Consider the following 17,247-nt stretch of genomic DNA (forward strand, 5'->3'; position numbering starts at 1 on the left):
ATGTTGTCATGGCCGTGACACGTTCCTTTACCGACTGTGACCTGCACGGGTACGCGTGGCCTGTGGTATTTCCGTACACTGCGCTGTTGTGTCCTTCACCGATGCCACGATCGCACGGCTGCCCCGCCCGGTCCGGCCGTACTTCGAGCGGCATCACGAACTGATCAAGTTCGCCATCGTCGGGGCGACCACCTTCGTCATCGACTCGGCGGTGTTCTACACCCTCAAGTTGACCGTGCTCGAGCCCAAGCCGGTGACCGCCAAGATCATCGCGGGCATCGTGGCCGTGATCGCGTCGTACATCCTCAATCGCGAATGGAGCTTCCAGAACCGTGGCGGTCGGGAACGCCACCACGAAGCGCTGATGTTCTTCGCGTTCAGCGGTGTCGGCGTGCTGCTGTCCATGGCCCCGCTGTACTTCTCCAGCTACGTGCTGCAGTTGCGTGTCCCCGACGTGTCGCTGACCGTCGAGAACATCGCCGACTTCGTCTCCGCGTACATCGTCGGCAACCTGCTGCAGATGGCGTTCCGGTTCTGGGCGTTCCGCCGCTGGGTGTTCCCCGACGAGTTCGGCCGTCACCCCGATTCGGCCATCGAATCCACCTTCACCGCAGGCGGTCTGGCCGAGGTGCTCGAGGACGAGTACGAGCGTACGCATGAAGACGGTAAGGTCACGCCGCTGCGGCGGCCCACCCGGCGCGCCCGCCGGCTGGGTCAGCTCGGAGATTCCTCCGAGCCAAGGGTGTCGAAGACTTCGTGATACAGCAGTGAGTGCACGCGTTCCACACGTGGAATGTCGTGGAACTCAAGGGGATCCTGCGACGCCGATTCGATGATCAGCGTCCCGGTGCGCAACACCCGGTCGGTCAGCCCGTGCCGAAACTCGACGCTGTTGATCCGCGCCAGCGGAATGTCTATACCCGCCCTGGTGAGCAATCCGTGCCGGAACATCACCCGCCGGTCGGTGATGACGAAATGCGTTGTCCACCAATCGAGAAACGGCCACACTGTCAACCATCCAATGATCACCAGCCAGATCACCCCGATGACGATGAGGATGACGTTGCGCGCAGTGCGATCCCAATTCGTCTGGTTGACGTAGCCCGCACCGAACGCGGCCAATGCCGTGACGATCAACAGGATCAGCACCGGGCCGATCAACCGTTTCCAGTGCGGATGGCGGTGCAGCACGACCTGCTCGTCGCCGGCGAGCACGTTGTCCGGGTAGCCCACGGCAGCGACTCTACCCAGCCGAACCCCCGTCGAGCGGGAGTTAACCCGACTTGCAGTCGTTGACCGCCGGTTTGCCCGCGAACCGATCGGCCAACCAGGCCAGCACCGTCTCGCCCGTCGGCGGGTTGTGGCCCCCGTCGGGGTCGAAGTCGATGGTGATCGTGCCACCCATCTCGCATGCCCGCGCAATCCCGGCCTTGGTCCACTCCGCGTCGATGTACGGGTCCTGGCCGCCGTACCAGACGTACAGCGGTGCAGACAGCGGCTTCTGCGGTATCGCCCACTGCTTCAGCAGGTCCCGCAGATGGATCGCCGCATCGGCGTTGTCGGGCGCGAAATCGTTGGGGCCCAACCGCTTGATCGCCTCTCCGCGTTGGTAAGCCGTGTCTTCGCTGCACGCCGACATCGCGTTCCAGAATTCTTTGGCCGTGCCGTGGCGGTACAGGTCGCGGTCGAGGTCTGGGTGCAGACGCGCGAGTGATTCGATGATCGCCTGCGTCACCGCGCCCTGCTCGCGGCTCAGCTTGCCCTCCTGAGCCTTGTCGACGAGCGCCGACAGATCGGTCGGTGGTGACGTCGCGGCGGCGCCCACCAGGGTCAACTCCGGGGCGTAATTGGCCGCCTGTTCGTCTGCCGCCCACGCCGCGCCGCCACCCTGCGAACCGCCCATCGCGGCCCACTTGGTGGAGATGTCGGGAAAGGTGCGGCGCAACGCCCGCACCGCGTCGATCATGTTCAGGCCTGCGGTCTTCGAATCCGCATAGGGGTGAACACCTTTGGCGCCCAGGCCTTGATAGTCGGGGAAGGCGACCGCGTATCCGAGCTTGGTCAGCACCCGCACCACGCCGATATAGGAGGAAAGGTCAGGGGACAGTGACGGCGCGCATTCGTTGTCGATGCCCAGCGTGCCGTGCCCGAAGCCGACCACCGGCCACCCGCCGTCGGGTGGCTTGCCCTTCGGCACGAACACCGATCCCGACACCACAGTCGGCGCTCCGGTGTCGCCGGAGGTGGACCGGTACAACACCCTGGCGGCCTGCAAGTCCCTGCCCATGAAGGTGCGGGTGACTCCCGGCATCGTGGTGGCCGACACCAGGCTGCCCGGACCCGATCCGGTCAGATCCGCCGACGCCACGCGCACCGGCGGGCCACCCGACGACGGAAACAGATCGAGAAATTTGATGGCCGACGGCTGAAGATAAGGAAACAGCATCACCGCGGCCGCGATCCCGGCCACCAGAACAAGCGCTACACCAGACCAGAGCACTGAACGGCGCATGCGCCTCCTTGGCTTTCTCCTCGTCGGCAATGTGTCCAAGACCCGCGCACAACCTACCCGACCGACCTCGCGTCGCCGGAAGCGAACGCGGCACACCGATTTCAGCGCAGGTGCACGATGTCTCCGGCGGATACCGGGACCTCGTCGCCGTCTGAATCGATGTGCAACCGGCCCTGCTCGTCGATCGACCGCGCAACACCGACCACGTCCCGCCCGCCGGGCAGAATCGCACGCACCTGCGAGCCGATGGTCACGCTGCGTGCCCGGTACTGGGCGATCAACTCGGCGTCGGCGCCGCCCGCCGCCTGCCAGCGGTCGATGCGGCGGCCCAACTCCCGCAACAACGCCCGCGCGAGTTCGGTGCGATCGGGCGCCTCGACTCCCAGGCTGCGCAGCGACGTCGCCTGCGCGTCCGGAACTTCGTCGTCGCGCAGCGTCACGTTGAGTCCGATGCCGATGACGATGAACCGCTGGGCCGCGGCGACCTCGGTCAGGATGCCTGCCAACTTCCGACCGCGTGCCAGCACGTCGTTGGGCCACTTGAGTCCCGCCTCGACACCGTCCACTGCAGCCACCGCGTCCACGACGGCCACGCCGGTGGCAAGAGGCAGCCAACCCCACGCGTCGGGCGATACCGCGCCGGGGTCGACACCCACCGACATCGTCAACTGGGCGCCGGGAGACGTCCACACGCGGCCGTTGCGGCCCCGCCCTGCGGTCTGATGTTCGGCGATCAGAACCGCCCCCGCGATGGTTTCGCCGGCGGCCGCGCGGGCGAGCAGATCGGCGTTGGTCGACTCGGTGCGCTCGACCACTTCCAATTGCCGCCACGGCGCCGCTAGGCTTCCGCGAAGCGCCGCCGCGTCAATTGGAGGAGAGGCATTCAAATTTGCCATGGTTCGAACTTATATCCAGAGCGCGAAGTCCGCTTTTTAAGCTTTCGTAAGCGTAAGTAAGAGAATTTCAGCACAGGCGTCAATTTAGGATTAGCTGTAACGTACCCGCGCCCACTTCCGGTTTGCGGAGTCGCAGGCATAGTCGTGCAAACTGTGGTGTTGCTGTGAGCCTGCGGGTCAGCACCGCAGCCTATCAATATGCGCCGGTTCCGGCGAACACAGTGCGCACGGTCTTGGCTGCGATGAGCAGATCGTTGGCGATCGACCAATTTTCCACGTAGGACAGGTCCAGTCGGACCGAATCCTCCCACGACAGATCCGAACGGCCGCTGACCTGCCACAGCCCGGTGATGCCCGGGAGCACGAGAAGTCGACGGCGGACCTGATAGTCGTAGGTGTCGACCTCGCGGCGCAACGGCGGCCGCGGTCCCACCACGCTCATGTCGCGGCGCAACACATTGAAGAACTGGGGCAGCTCGTCGATGCTGTAGCGGCGCAGCACCCGGCCCACCTTGGTCACCCGGGGATCCTGACGGATCTTGAACAGCACGCCGCCTGCGCTTTCGTTCAGCGCCTCGAGGGTCGAGATCTGCTTGTCGGCCCCCTCGACCATGGTGCGGAACTTGATCATCTGGAACGGCTCGCCGTCCAGGCCGATGCGCTCGGAACGGTAGAACACCGGTCCCCTGCTGGTCAGCTTGATAGCGATGGCGGCGAGCGCCATCACGGGCAGCGCGCCCATGAGCACGGTCAGCGAAACGCAGATGTCGAACGCGCGCTTCTGCAACCGCTTGGTGCCGCTGTACTGGGGCTTCTCCACGTGGATCAGCGGCAGGCCCGACACCGGCTGCATGGTCAGCCGGGGCCCTGCGACGTCGACGACGCCGGGCGACACCACCAGATCTACGCCATGTTTGTCCAGCTGCCAGGACAACTCGCGGATCCCCTCCGGGCCGAGATGCTCGGTGGCGGTCAGCGCGACGGTGTCGGCACCGGTCTCCAAGATGGCGCGTTCGACGTCGTTCTCGTCGCCAAGCACAGGCAGCGTCCCCGCACCGGGGATTTCGATCGTCCCGCCGGTGCCGCGGCCGGTCAGGCAGACGCCGATCACCGAGTAGCCGTAGCAGACCTCGCGCGACAGGCACTGCACGAGGCTGCGGACCGCCCGCGGATCGCCGACGGCGAGCACGGAGATCAGGGCCCTGCCCCTGCGCCGCTGCGTGGCCAATGCGCGCCGGCACAGGCTGCGGCCGAGAAGAAGTGCGAACAGGCCGAGCGGAAGCGCAACGGCAAGATATCCGCGCGCGTACTCCGGGCGGAAAATCATCAAACCGACCGCGATGACGCCGACGGTGGCCAGCGTCGCGGAAAACACCCGGCGATATTCCTCGACACCGGCGCCGATAATCCGGGGCGAGCGGGTGCGGTACGCCGCCAGCAGTGTCAACCAGATGGTGCCGACGATCAGCGAGGCCAGGGTGTAATAAGCCATTGCGAGGTCGAACTCGGTGAATGGCTGTCCGAGGCGCACCATCTGACCGCAGACCAGCGCGATCGCGACCACGACGACATCGGTGATGATCAGAGAGAGCCGGTACCGCCTTTGCCAGTTGGCGCGGGAAGCTGGGGGGATATCCGCCGCCGGCGACTCGGCGGGCGCCAGAAACGTCTCAACCGCGGTCACAGCAGTGCGTACCTTCCGTTTGCTAAGAATCGGTAGCCGAGGCAGATCATAGCGGCCACTGGTTAACTATTGCACTACTGTCAAGAGTTCGCTGAGCGAACCGGAAAAGATGCTGGTCAATCACAATTCCTCGGATGGCCGCATTGCCCGTTACGACGTTTTGATCGGCCAAGATATGCTTCGGCGGCCGTTGAGCGAGCCAATAATAGCGCGTACCGATCCGTACTAAGAAGTCGTAGCGACGTTCCGAAATTGCATTGCCCAGCGACACCTGTTGAATCGGCCCGTGACCGAAATTCGTTACACGAGATCTTGCGCTGTGTGGTCGCTGGGAGCCCTCCGGCAGGCTGCTGGACCACTTACGTCCTAACGCCGCGACGGCTCCGTAGCTTCCCTAGGACGACCCAGGGGCGCCCGGCATGGGGACCGCCGGCACGTCGGGTGTACCGATTCGGGCGGCCAGCCAAGGAAGCGCGATCGGAAATGCACTCGCCGCCGACGGCCAATCGTGCTTGCCCGGATCGGACACTACGGCGCACTCGACGCCGTAGTCACTGGCCAATTCGCACAGGTACTGCGCCGCCGCGGCGTGATCGCTGGGGCTCTTGGGCGGGTCGGGCAACGGCACCGTACCGGGATTCGGATCCGGCGGTCGGTACATGTTCGGCACATCCTCACCGACGACGAACCATCCGGCGGTCGAGGGGTACGGCCCATGCGCCTGGATCACGCTGGCGGGCTCCCACGATGTGAAGGCCTCTTCATCGCCGTTGAACAACCGGGCGATCGTCTCGTCGCGACCTCCGCCGTCGCGGGGAAACAGGTCGCCGCCGATGTCGACGAATGCGCTGAACAACTCCGGGTACTTCATCGCCAGCGTCACCGCGCAGGTGCCCCCCATCGAGAAGCCCGCGACCCCCCAGTTGGCCGGGTCGGCGCTCACCCCGAACTTCGAAATCATGTAGGGCACAACGTCTTTGGTGAGGTGGTCAGCGGCGTTGCCACGTTGGCTGTTGACGCATTCAGTGTCGTTGAGGAAGGCGCCCAGGACGTCGACGAACACCACCACCGGTGCGTTGCCGCCATGCTTGGCCGCGAAGTCGTCGAGGGTCTTCTGCGCGTCGCCCGCCCGCAACCAGTCCCCCGGACGGCCGATCACCCCGCCGATCATCATCACGACCGGCAGCTTGGGCGGCGGGTTGCTGGCATACCAGGCCGGCGGCAGGTAGACCACCTCGTCGCGGTGCTTGAAGCCGGATCCGTCGTCGGGGATGGTCACCGTCATCACGGTGCCCTTGTCCGGGATCCCGCCCTTGTCCTGGATCGCCTTCACGCCCGCCGCGTCGGTCTGCCCGGCCACCGGCTTGCCTGCGAGTTGGTCGTACGCGGTCTGCAGCGTCGGGACGTACCCGGTCCACATGTTCAGCGCCAGCGCGACGCACAACAGGCACAACGGCACCGCGAGCACCGAAGCGCCGCGTCGCCACCAGTGGGTTCCGCGCCACCCCGCGACCACCACGGTGAGGGCGACACCGCCGAGCACCACCCAGATCCAGAAGTAGTACGGCGCCAACCGGCCGCTCGACAGATCCGACCACTGGATGTACCAGTACGTCAGCGCCGCTGCGATGAACCCGACCACAAGCGCGACCGGCAGCCAAATCAGCCGCCACCGCCGGGTGCGCCAGCCGACGGCGTAGACCAGCACCGCGGCGGCGACGGCCTGTATTGCCAACGGTGCCCATCCGTTCAGCAGCGAGATCGGGGCAAGCGCCATCGGATCCGAATGGGGCATTCCGCTACCGTACCTGCGTCATCTACTCGTCCGTATCCGTCGACAGTGGCGCCTGGTCAACAGAGCTGCAGTCGCCCATCGCCTCCGCTTTCGCAAACGCCGCGTACTGATACGCATAGATGAATTGCCAACGCGCCAAGGAATAGTCGTATCGCCGAGGAACCGCTTCCATCACAACCGCGTCCGAATCCGGGGAGAAGCACTGCTGAAAAATCAGCCGCGCCCGCGGCAAGTGGTAACGCCATGTGACGACGATGATCTTCGACCACGACCGTTTGAGCGCCAACCTGTGCATCATCTGGGCCTCGCCGCGGGTGTTCATCTGCGGCGCACGCGCGCAGATCACCTCGATCGGCGGCTGGGGCTTGCACACCCGGTCCATCACCGGATCGTCGGTCGGATACGCATTCGAGATCACCACGGTCGGCGCCCATCCGCCGCGGGCCAGTTCGATGCCGTAGTCCTCGCGCCCGTCATGCTCGCCGCCGAGCACCACCACCGCATCCGCCTTCTGCAGCGCGTCGACCTTCGCGTTGGTGAACACGGCCATTCCGGAGATCCCCATCAGCACAGTGAGTGCGACGAGGATCGCGGCGACTATGACCGCCGCGCGCCGTAGCTCATCGAGCGCCATAGTGGGCCAGGTCCTCGACTGCGATCGCGCGGTAGGCCAGCCACATCGCCCGGCCCATCTCGCGCTGGCCCGCGGCGTTGTAGTGCCGATCGGTTCCGCCGTTGATCGCCGCACGAGCGCCGGGAACGAACGCCGTGCGCGGCCGCCGGTTCGGGGTGTCGGCGTGCACGGCGTTTATCGGGCCGTAGTCCTTACCGCTGTGTTCCATTTCCTCAGCGACCATCTGGCCGACGAGGAAGGGCAACTCGGCGCCGTAGCGGCTGCGCAGGTCGTCGATGACCGAGTCGAGCTTGGTCGCATAGACCTGCGCCGCCATCAGCGGCACGTCGGTTTCGCCCTGGTGCCACAGTATCGCGGCGACGGTGCTGCCGGGGTAGCGAGCCAGCGCCGCGTCGATCGCGCAGACTGCGTTGCGGTGAAGGTTTCTGCGGGTGCGGGTGTCGGCGGGGTCCCACGTCCAGCCGTTCTTGGGCGTGAACGAGGTGTCGCCGCGGGCACCGGGGATCAACAGCACCGAACGGCCCGTCTCGGCGGCCAGGTGCTTGCCGAAGGTGACGCTGAATCCCACACCACCCGCGGGTATTTCGTGCAGGAGCGGGTCGACGGCCAGCACCGCGGTGCCCTTCGACGGTCCGCACATCGCCCACTGGTGCACGCGCGGATCCGGGCGATCGGGCCCGTCGAGGTCGAGCCCGAGACCCATCCCGACGGCGTTGGACTGGCCGAGCACCGGCACGATCAGATAAGGCGCCTGCGGCGGGTCGACGGAGATGCCCGCGGGCGCCAGTCGTCGCTTGACGGCGGATTTGGCCTCGATCAACGTGCGCCGCCACAGCGGGGCGTCGCCGTCGGGATTCCTACGGGCACTCACTGACCACCGGCTTCCCAGCGAATCGGTCTGCTAGCCAATCGAATTGAGTGCTGATGTCGACGTTGCCGTGGCCCTTGTCCGGCTGCAGGTCCCACACGATCGGGCCGCCGAGGGCGCACGCCCTGCCGATCGCGTCGGTGGTCCACTGCGGATCGATCAGGGTGTCCGCGTCGCCGTACAGGATCGACAGCGGTGCGGTGACCCGCTGCTGCGGCACCGCCCACTTCTCGAGCAGTGCCCGCATCTTGTCCGCCGCTTCCTGCGAGTGCGGCATCAGGTCGGTGTCTTTGAGTTCGGCGGCTGCGGCGTTGCGGTCCAACGACTTAGGACCCGAGCACGACGTCAGGATGTCCCAGTACTTGGCTGCCGCGCCGCCGCGGTAGTCATCGCGATTGAAGTCCGGATGGAGCCGGGCCAGCACCTCGACGAGCGGGAACCAGGCCGGCGCCTGATCGGTGGTCAACGTCTGGGACATGGCCTTGTCGACGATTCCGCTGACGTCGGCGGCAGGCGACATCGCGACGACACCGACGAGGTCGAGTTCCGGTGCGTACGTGGCGGCCTGCTCGTCGGCTGCCCACACGGCTCCGCCACCCTGGGATCCGCCGAACGCCGCCCATCGGTTGGAGACGTCGGGGAAGGTGTTGCGCAGGGCACGCACCGAGTCGATGATGTTGAGACCCTCGGTCTTGTTGTCGGTGTACGGATGCACCCCCGGCGCGCCGAGCCCCTGATAGTCGGTGAACGCGACCGCGTACCCCCGCTTGATCAGCGAGGTGACCCAGACCGTCATGTTCAGCAGCTTCGGCGACAGCGACGGCGCGCACGGTTCGTCGATACCCGTGGTGCCGTGCCCGAATGCCATCACCGGCCAACCACCCGCCGGCGCAGGCGTTTTCGGCACGTACACCGACCCGGACACGACCGTCGACTGGCCGGTGTCACCGTTGGTGGAGTGATACAGCACGCGCGCCGACTTCCACAGCGAGCTGTCCGGGTCCTTGTCGAGTTCGGGCATCGCCGTGGCGCTGACCAACGAACCGGGTTGCGACCCGCCGATGTGCGCGGTCGCGATCTGCGCCGTTTCCGCGGACGTGCCGTCGAAGCGATTCACGATGTCCGGCCCGAACACCCACGCCACGACGATCGACGCGGCGGCCAGAGCTATCCCGAGGCTCACTCCCAGGGTCACGGTTGATCTGCGCATCAGCGCCACCGATACCGGTAACGCCTCGCAATGTTCATCGCGGGTTGTTCAACGGCGTAGTAGGTGAGCGTGGACACCACCATCGTCACGGCCAGCACCAGCCCGATGTTGACGCACATGCCCACCATCGAGTCCCCCGCCAACAGGCCGAACCGGTACAACATCAACATCACCGGGAAGTGCAAGAGATAGAGCGACAACGATACCTTTCCGACGTACCGAAACGGCGCGAGCTCGAGCGCCTCGCCGAGCCCGGAGCGCTCACCGCGCGCCAGCGGCGCGACGATGAGCATGATCAGCAGGGCCGACGCGAGCGCGATTCCGCTGAGCCCGAACAGGTTTCCGGCGGCGATCAACGCCAGCGAGCCCACCAGCGAGACCGGGATGCCGATCGCTGAATACCTCCGGACCCGGCTGCTCATCCGCTCACTGATCGTGCGCTGTTCCATCGCGACCATGAGCATCGCTGCGAGCATGCCGAAAGCGAAGTTGTCCGCGTTGGCCAAAAAGCTGCGCATGTACACCGCCACCCAGTTGGGTCCCCACTGGATGAGTTCGGGGTCGGTGATGCCGAAATGCGCTACGACAAACGGGGCCAACGCCTTTCCGAGAAATCCGATGACGATCAGGATGACCGGGGCGATCAGCGCGACGCGCATCGGTCGCATCGACGACCGCTTCCTGGCGGCGAAGAGCAGATAGCCGAGCAGCGGCAGCGACGCGTAGAACGCGAACTCCAGAGTCAGCGTCCAAGACGGGTTCAGACCCGTCAGCGCGTACTCGGGAATGTAGGTCTGCACCAACGTCAGGTTGGCCAGCAGCTGCCACGGGTCGGTGATCATGCCGGTGCCCTTGTCGGTGCCGATCGGCTGCAGCGCAGGGTTGTCGACGTAGACCACCTGGAAGACGTAGTTGCACAGCAGGAAGATCACCAGGTAGCCGGGCACGATGCGGGCGAACCGGTGGATGGCGAAGTTGCGGGTGCTGGGAATGGTTGCGACAGAGGGATCTTCGGTCAGACGGCGAACGTAGGGCAGGAACAGCAGGAAGCCGCTGAGCACGTAGAAGAAGATCAGGCTCATGCCGACGAGCGTGATCTTGGTGCTCGCCGCGGTATGCGGCGAGAAGTTGCCCGCCACGTGCATGACGGCGACCCCGACGGCGGACAGGCCACGCGCGCCGTCGAGTCCGATGATACGTGCGCCGATGCCCGCCGAGGCGGCGACCTTGGCGTCGGTGGCGGATTTCCCCGAAACCGTCACGCAGGCGGCTCCCCCGCATTCGCCTCGCCTGCGCCGTCGTCCCCTAGCCCCTGTTCGGCGGTCGCGCCCAACCGCTGCGCGGCGGTGAACGACGTGCAACTGTTCGGCGCGGGCTCACCGCGGAAGCGGTCGTTGATCCAGCCGAACGCCGAGGACACGTCGATATCGCTGTGTCCCTTGTCGGGCTGCGTCAAGATGTCGATCACATCGCCCATGCCGCACGCCGCGGTCAGCGCTTTATCGGTCCACGGGGACGGCACCAGGTTGTCCTTGCCGCCGTAGATGACCAGCATCGGCGCTGCGGCAGGGCCCTGCGGCAGGCTCATCTTCTGCAGATAATCACGCAGCGTATCGACGGCCTCAGGAGAACTGGGCCGCAGATCGTCGGGGGTGATCTGATCGGTCACCTTGTCGCGCTCGGCGGCCTTGGGCCCCGAACAGGCCAGCAGCGTGTCCCATTTGTCGGCGACGATGCCGCGCCGGTAGTCGTCGAGGTTGAGTTCGGGGTGCGCCTTCTTCAGCCACGACAGGATCAGCGGCAACGCCGGCGCCTGCTCGGGGGTCAGCTGGCCTGCGGCCGCCGCGTCGGCGAAGCCGGTGATGTCGGCCGGAGGGGCCAGGCTGACCGAGCCGACCAGCGCGAGCCCGCCGTTGTAGTTGGCGGCCAGTTCGTTGGCGGCCCAGGTCGCCTGCCCGCCCTGCGAAAGACCAAGCGCCACCCACTCTTTCGATGCGCCGGGAACCAGCTTGCGTGTCGCCCGCACCGCGTCGATCACGTTGTAGCCGGCGGTGGTGGCGTCCAGATACGGGTGGTACGTCTTGTCCAGCCCGAGGCCCTGGTAATCCGGCATGGTGACGACGAAGCCCGCCTTCACCAACGCGGTGACGACGGTCGAGGACTTCAACAGCGTCGGCGACAGCGACGGCGCGCACTCGGGTTCGATGCCGGTGGTGGCGTGCGCGTAGGCCACGATCGGCCAGCCGCTTTCCGGTGGCTTGCCCGGCGGCACGAACACGGTGCCGGTCACCTGCTCGGTGCCCCCGGTGATGCCGGAGGTCGAGGTGTATTCGATGCGAGCGGCCAGCGAGGTGGCGGCCCGCAACCGGCGGTCGATGGTCGGCAGTGTGGTGGCATTCGACAGGGCGCCGGGCTCCTGGCCCGCGCCGCTGTAGTCGGCGTCGAGGTGCATGCCCTGGGCCGCCGCGTGCTCCTGCTGGGGCGCCTGGTCCTTGCCGCAGCCCGAGACGGCGATGCCGGCCACCAGGGCCAGGCACGCCAATGCGGTTCCGATCGGAGCGCGGTTCATGCATCCCTTCCCGCGACAGCCTCGTCGATGACGCGGCCGACATGATTTTTGCCAAGCAGTTTGTTTCTCGCCAAGCCGTAGCCGAGCACCAGAACCGCGCTCAGCGCCAGGCCGAGCGCACCCGCATGGAACATGAACTGCCACATCGAACCTACTCGCTCCGGCGCACCGCCGCTGTCGACCAACGTCAGGTCGACATTGGAGGTGTCGATGCCGCCGATCTCACGGGTGAGCTGCATCAGATTGGCCGCGACCGCGTTCGCGGTGCGGCGCGTCAGTCCTGGGTCACCGCCGATGACGACGATGTCCATCAGCGCGGAGTTGGTCACCACCACGGTGATCTTGCTGGCCAGATCGCTCGGTGTCTGCTCGAGGCCCAGTTGATCGATGGTCCGCATGGTGACCTGCGGGCTGCGGGCCAGGCTCTGAATGGTGAGCGTGCGCGAGACCGAGTTGAGATGCCCGTAGTAGGCGTCGACGGGTGTCGCGCTGCCCTTCGTCGTCGCGAACACCTTGGCCGTCGACTTGTACACCGGGGCCGAGCTCTCCCAGGCCAGCCAGCCGGCGCCGACGGACAGCACTGTCGCGCACAGGATCACGATCCAGCCGTTGCGCAGCATCTGCAGGTAGTCGCGCACCAGCGGCGCGCGGGCGGGCGCCCTCATGACGCACCAACGCAGATGTCGGTCGGCTTCACCCCGTTGAACCGGTTGGTCAGCCAGCTCAGCGACGTCTGGATGATCTGGTAGTTGGTGGTCGAGGTGTCGCCGATCTGCTTCATCACCACCACCTGGTCGCCCTTTGCGCACGCGCTCTTCAGCGCCCGGGCGATGCCTGCCTGCGGCACCAGGGTGTCATCGGTGGCATAGACGACCAGGACGGGCGTGGCCGCGGGTCCGGAGTTGCCCGGCAACGCGGCGGCGCTCAGCAGATCGCGCAGCGCATTGGCCGCAGCGTCGTCGCGGGGACGCAGGTCGTCTGCCTTGACCTGGTTGGCGATCTTCTGCGCCGCGTTCGGATCGGTGGGCGCGCAGTCGGTCAGCACATCCCAGTTGTCCTTGGCGACACCGGATCGGTACTGGTCGAGGTCGAATCCGGGATTGTGCGCTGCCTCGTTGGCCAGCAGCACCATCATCAAGCGCTCCTGCATCCCGCTCAACGCACCCTTGTTCGCGACGTCCACCAGCGGTGAGAGATCGGCGAACGGCGAAAGCACAACGGCGCCAACCATATTGAGCCCAGCGCCGTAGTCGCGGGCCCGCTGCGCCGCGGCCCATGCGGCAAGGCCGCCCTGGCCGCTGCCGTCGGCGGCCCAATTCGCACTGGTGTCAGGCGACACCCGACGGGCGGCGCGGACCGCGTCGATCATGTTGTTGCCCAAGGTGGTCCAGTCGGTGGCGTCGTGGTCCTGGCCCTTGATGCCCAGGCCCTGATAGTCCGACATCACGACCACGTAGCCGCGGTTGAGCAGCGTCACCATCGCCGACGAATAGCCGCCGAGTTCCTTGGCCATCGACGGCGCGCACTTCATGTCCAGACCCGTCAACGAGTGCCCGAACGACACGATCGGCCATCCGTCTTTCGGCGGCTTGCCCGCTGGCACCGCGACGATGCCGGAGACCTGCGTCTCGTCGCCGGTGCTCGACGTCGAGCGGTACACCACCCGCACCGCGGTCGCGTTGGCGCTCTGCAGCACCACGCTGCTCGTGTACGGCTTAACGTCGACCAGCGACCCGGGACCGTCGTCGGTCAGGTTCGGCGGAGGCAACTCGGCCGCGCCGACGAACGGCGGGACCAGCGACCGTTGGGGGCGGTCGTAATCGGGTGGCGGCGCCGGTGGACTCGGGGCGCAGCCAGCCAGGATCGACGTCGCGCCGATAACGGCTGCGACAAGCCGCAACCGCACGATCAGTCGCTTCCGTGCCTGGCCCTGGGGCGCCGCTGGCCGCCGGACCCGACCAGCTGGCCTTCCTGCGTGCCGATCACCGCGGTGTCATCCGAGCCTTCGTTGCCGCGCTGCTCATCGCTGCGCGGTCCGCCGTTGGCGGCGGCGTCGCGCTCGACCTGCTTGCGGTGCTGGCGCTTGGTGAGCATGCCGATCCGGTCGAAGGTGACGACCGGCCCGAGGATCTTGACGTTGGCGGCCTTGAGAGCCTGAATCGCTTGGCGCAGTGCCGAACTGGTGGTGCGGCCGATGCGCGACAGCACGAGCACACCGTCACACAACGCACCCACGTTGGCGCCGTCGGCATAGGTGTTCAGCGGCGGCGTGTCGACGATCACGTAATCGAAGCCGCGGGAGAGATCTTCGAACAGTGCGCCTGCCCGGTCGTTGGCCCACAGCTCACCCGGCCGCGGCGGCTTGGGTCCGGCGGGAAGCATCGCGATGGCATGCGCGCCGACCGACACGTCGCCGATCAGCGCCTGGGGCAGCGCGTGCTCACCGGAGAGCACGGTGCTGACCCCACGCTCGGATGCAGCCATCCTGGCTTGCGGTTCCAGCGTCAGGCGTTCGGCCAGCGTCGGATTGCGCAGGTCGCCTTCCACCAGCACCACCGAGCGGCCCGATTCGGCCAGCGCGGCGGCCAGGTCGATGGCCGTGGTGGTGCGGCCTTCTCCGCTGCCGGCGCTGGTCACCGCCAGGCTGCGGGCGGGGGTGCCGCCGCCTGCGGGCACCGCGAAGCGCAGGTTGGTGCGCAATTCGCGGATGCGCTCGGCGTAGAGGCCGTTGCCGTCCAGATCGACGACCTCGACGCGGGGCCGCGTCGAATCCTCCGGCAGCGCACCGATCAGGTTGGTGCCTGCGGTGCCCTCGACGGAGTCGCGGCCGCGCAGTCGCTTGTCGAACACGCCCCACAGCACGGCGGCGATGATGCCGAGCACCAGGCCAGCGGCGGCGCCGAGGCCGATGATCGTCCAGAAGCCGAGTCCGGTCGCTTCGGTCGGATAGCTCGCTTCGTCGACGACGACGACACCCGCGGCGGGGCTGCCGCCGCGGCGCGAGGTCTCCAGCTCACTGACCAGTCCGACGAGCTGATCGGCCACCGCGTTCGCATAGGTCTGGGCCTGGGCGGGGTTGGGATCGCTGACCGCCACATCGAGCAGGACGGTTTTACCTTCCGGGGCGGCGACAATCTTGCTGCGGAGTTCTTCCGGAGAAATGGGCGCCTTCAGCTGGTCGACTGCTCGGGCCGCGACTTGTTCACTGGTCGCCAACCCGGCATATGAATTCACCCGTTCTTGAGAAAAAAGATTGTTCTGATATGCCTCCGTGACAGATGTGCCGTTCTGAGTTGCCACGAACAGCCGAGCCGTTGACTGATATTCGGGGGTCAGGAAAAGCGTCGCCACATACCCGCCGCCCGCGCCGACGATCGTCAGGACCACTACCAGCCACCAGTACCTGCGAAATATGCGCAGGTAATCCATGATCTCCAAGATCCAGCCCTTTCGAAAAACTCGGCAAACAATGTCTAGGGTATCGGGTTGCGCCGCCCGAGGCGTCTATGAAGTTCTCGGCCCAAGCTGGTGTCACGTCGTTCGACCTGACACCATAGACCTCGTGAAGCCCCGCTGGAATCCGCTCGGCAAATACATATTAGCCGCCGCAACTGTTGCTGTAGTCCCCCTGGGGGTCTGGGCAGTCATCACACAGGGCAGGCTGGCGACCTTTGGGCTGGTGGCCCTCCTCGCGTTCGTCGTCGGGGTATACATCGGTTTGCGGCATCCACTGTGGCTTTATTGGGGCTTAGCCGTGGTGATGGGCGCTATTCCGTTCGGCTACCTGCCCGGCGTCCACGTGCCGATGTATTTGCTGTTCGCCGCCGGGGTACTGCTGGCCGCGCTCATTCATACCACCGAGCGAAGCCGGCTCACCAGACTCGAAATTGCGGTTTTGCTGCTGATTGTCGCAGCAGGCATTTCGGTGATTGCCACGGGCGTCACCCTCTTCAGCCTGATGTCGTTCACCCGGTGGGCGATCGCCTCGCTGTTGATCGTCGGACTGCTTCGACTGTCACGGGAGAACCTGGCCCGATTCGGTCGGGTTTTCGTGGTCTCAGCAACGGTCAACGCGCTCGCCGGCATCGCGATGTCCACCATCGACCAGCAGCAACGCCTGCTGAAACCGCTGAAGATCTTCGGCTACGGCGTCGGCGCCGAATTGCGCCAGAACACCGCGCTCTACGTCTACTCCGACGAGGGGTCCGGCGTGGTGGGCAAGACCATCCGACTGGGCGGCACCTGGGTGCTGCCCAACAGCGCGGGCTTCTGCCTGACGATCGCGCTACTGCTGTGCCTGATCCTTTTCCGCGGGTGGATCCGGACGTCGCTGGCCGTGATCCTGTTCGCGGCCATGTTGCTCACGTTGAGTAGGGCCACCCTGTTCAGCGTCGCGGCGGGGCTGCTGTTGGTGTTCCTGTTCCACAGCATGCGCCGCCGCGACCGGCAGCTGGCCATCGGAGCCGTGCTGCTCGGCGCTGCGGCAGTGTTTCTCACCCCGATGATCCGCGACCGCGTCTTGGCGTCGTTCGCCAGTGACGACAAAGGGCGGTCGGACCGGGTGGCCGCACTGCACAACTTCCCGCATCAGCTATCGGGCCATTGGGTCTTCGGGCTCGGCTGGGACAGGCCCGAATTCCGCAGCGGACAAGCGGCCCAGAGCCTCAATTACGTATCCAATGCGCCGCTGCTCACTGTGTACCGCGGCGGCATCATCACGGGCTTGATCTTCGTCGCCATTCTGGTCATCGGGTGCGTGCTGGGATACCGCGCCATGCGCTCGGATTCGCTGCCGAATGCCGTTTTCGGCGGCGTTTTCATCGGTATCGCCGTGGTGTACATGAATTTGGCGCAGTCCGTCGTCGACATGCCGGTGATGGCGTTGCAGTTCTCGATGTTCCTGGCGTTCATGGTGTACGTCGAGGAATCCAGCCGCCTGGCCAAAGCCGAAGTGCCATCCGGTGAAATCGCGGTGCCACCAGACGCCAGCGCATTGACCCAACCGGTTCCCGCCACCATTCGGTGACCGACATTTCCATGCGCCATTAGCGAATGGGAGATGCCAGCTACAGCAGCTAC

Annotated in this window: 15 protein-coding genes; 2 read left to right on the plus strand and 13 right to left on the minus strand. The window is 66.1% G+C overall.

Annotated features, from left to right (window positions below):
* The first annotated feature begins 88 nt into the window (after positions 1-88).
* Entirely contained in the window at positions 89-760 is a 672-nt protein-coding gene (locus tag A5724_RS21650; protein WP_067806904.1) for a GtrA family protein, read from the plus strand.
* Here the strand turns inward: A5724_RS21650 and A5724_RS21655 are convergent.
* From A5724_RS21655 to A5724_RS21715, 13 genes are all read right to left on the minus strand, one after another.
* A complete protein-coding gene (locus A5724_RS21655; RefSeq protein WP_067806906.1) occupies positions 715-1,233 on the minus strand; it encodes a PH domain-containing protein in 519 nt (172 codons plus the stop codon). The genes A5724_RS21650 and A5724_RS21655 overlap by 46 nt on opposite strands.
* A gap of 40 nt (positions 1,234-1,273) precedes the next feature.
* The gene (locus tag A5724_RS21660; protein ID WP_067806908.1) at positions 1,274-2,512 is read right to left on the minus strand and encodes a lipase family protein; all 1,239 of its coding nucleotides are present in this window, start codon (positions 2,510-2,512) and stop codon (positions 1,274-1,276) included.
* Between the two features lie 101 nt (positions 2,513-2,613).
* Positions 2,614-3,408: a biotin--[acetyl-CoA-carboxylase] ligase gene (locus A5724_RS21665; RefSeq protein WP_067806910.1), complete on the minus strand. Its 795-nt coding sequence runs from the start codon at positions 3,406-3,408 to the stop codon at positions 2,614-2,616.
* Positions 3,409-3,601: 193 nt separating this feature from the next.
* Positions 3,602-5,092, minus strand: coding sequence for a sugar transferase (locus tag A5724_RS21670; RefSeq protein WP_232004924.1), 1,491 nt, complete (start codon positions 5,090-5,092; stop codon positions 3,602-3,604).
* A 394-nt stretch (positions 5,093-5,486) separates the two neighbouring features.
* On the minus strand, positions 5,487-6,887 hold the full coding sequence (locus A5724_RS21675; RefSeq protein ID WP_067806912.1) for an alpha/beta hydrolase family protein: 1,401 nt from the start codon (positions 6,885-6,887) through the stop codon (positions 5,487-5,489).
* Between the two features lie 22 nt (positions 6,888-6,909).
* Positions 6,910-7,521: a YdcF family protein gene (locus tag A5724_RS21680; RefSeq protein ID WP_067806915.1), complete on the minus strand. Its 612-nt coding sequence runs from the start codon at positions 7,519-7,521 to the stop codon at positions 6,910-6,912.
* On the minus strand, positions 7,508-8,392 hold the full coding sequence (locus A5724_RS21685; RefSeq protein WP_082965189.1) for a sialate O-acetylesterase: 885 nt from the start codon (positions 8,390-8,392) through the stop codon (positions 7,508-7,510). The genes A5724_RS21680 and A5724_RS21685 overlap by 14 nt, the downstream gene beginning before the upstream one ends.
* Positions 8,379-9,599, minus strand: coding sequence for a lipase family protein (locus tag A5724_RS21690; protein ID WP_067807263.1), 1,221 nt, complete (start codon positions 9,597-9,599; stop codon positions 8,379-8,381). Before A5724_RS21690 ends, A5724_RS21685 begins: the two co-directional genes overlap by 14 nt.
* Entirely contained in the window at positions 9,599-10,861 is a 1,263-nt protein-coding gene (locus A5724_RS21695) for an acyltransferase (protein WP_067806918.1), read from the minus strand. The genes A5724_RS21690 and A5724_RS21695 overlap by 1 nt, the downstream gene beginning before the upstream one ends.
* Positions 10,858-12,168, minus strand: coding sequence for a lipase family protein (locus tag A5724_RS21700; protein ID WP_067806921.1), 1,311 nt, complete (start codon positions 12,166-12,168; stop codon positions 10,858-10,860). The genes A5724_RS21695 and A5724_RS21700 overlap by 4 nt, the downstream gene beginning before the upstream one ends.
* Complete coding sequence (locus A5724_RS21705) at positions 12,165-12,833, minus strand: YveK family protein (protein WP_067806925.1); 669 nt, start codon at positions 12,831-12,833, stop codon at positions 12,165-12,167. The genes A5724_RS21700 and A5724_RS21705 overlap by 4 nt, the downstream gene beginning before the upstream one ends.
* Positions 12,830-14,074, minus strand: a complete 1,245-nt coding sequence (locus A5724_RS21710) for a lipase family protein (protein WP_082965190.1) — start codon at positions 14,072-14,074, stop codon at positions 12,830-12,832. Before A5724_RS21710 ends, A5724_RS21705 begins: the two co-directional genes overlap by 4 nt.
* A 2-nt stretch (positions 14,075-14,076) precedes the next feature.
* Positions 14,077-15,597 (minus strand): polysaccharide biosynthesis tyrosine autokinase, encoded by a 1,521-nt coding sequence (locus A5724_RS21715; RefSeq protein WP_232004925.1) that lies wholly within the window; start codon positions 15,595-15,597, stop codon positions 14,077-14,079.
* 133 nt (positions 15,598-15,730) lie between these two features.
* Here A5724_RS21715 and A5724_RS21720 point away from each other — a divergent pair, with 133 nt between their 5' ends.
* Positions 15,731-17,194 (plus strand): O-antigen ligase, encoded by a 1,464-nt coding sequence (locus tag A5724_RS21720; RefSeq protein WP_197518745.1) that lies wholly within the window; start codon positions 15,731-15,733, stop codon positions 17,192-17,194.
* Positions 17,195-17,247: the final 53 nt, after the last annotated feature.

The organism is Mycobacterium sp. ACS1612 (assembly GCF_001667505.1).
Lineage (GTDB): Bacteria > Actinomycetota > Actinomycetes > Mycobacteriales > Mycobacteriaceae > Mycobacterium.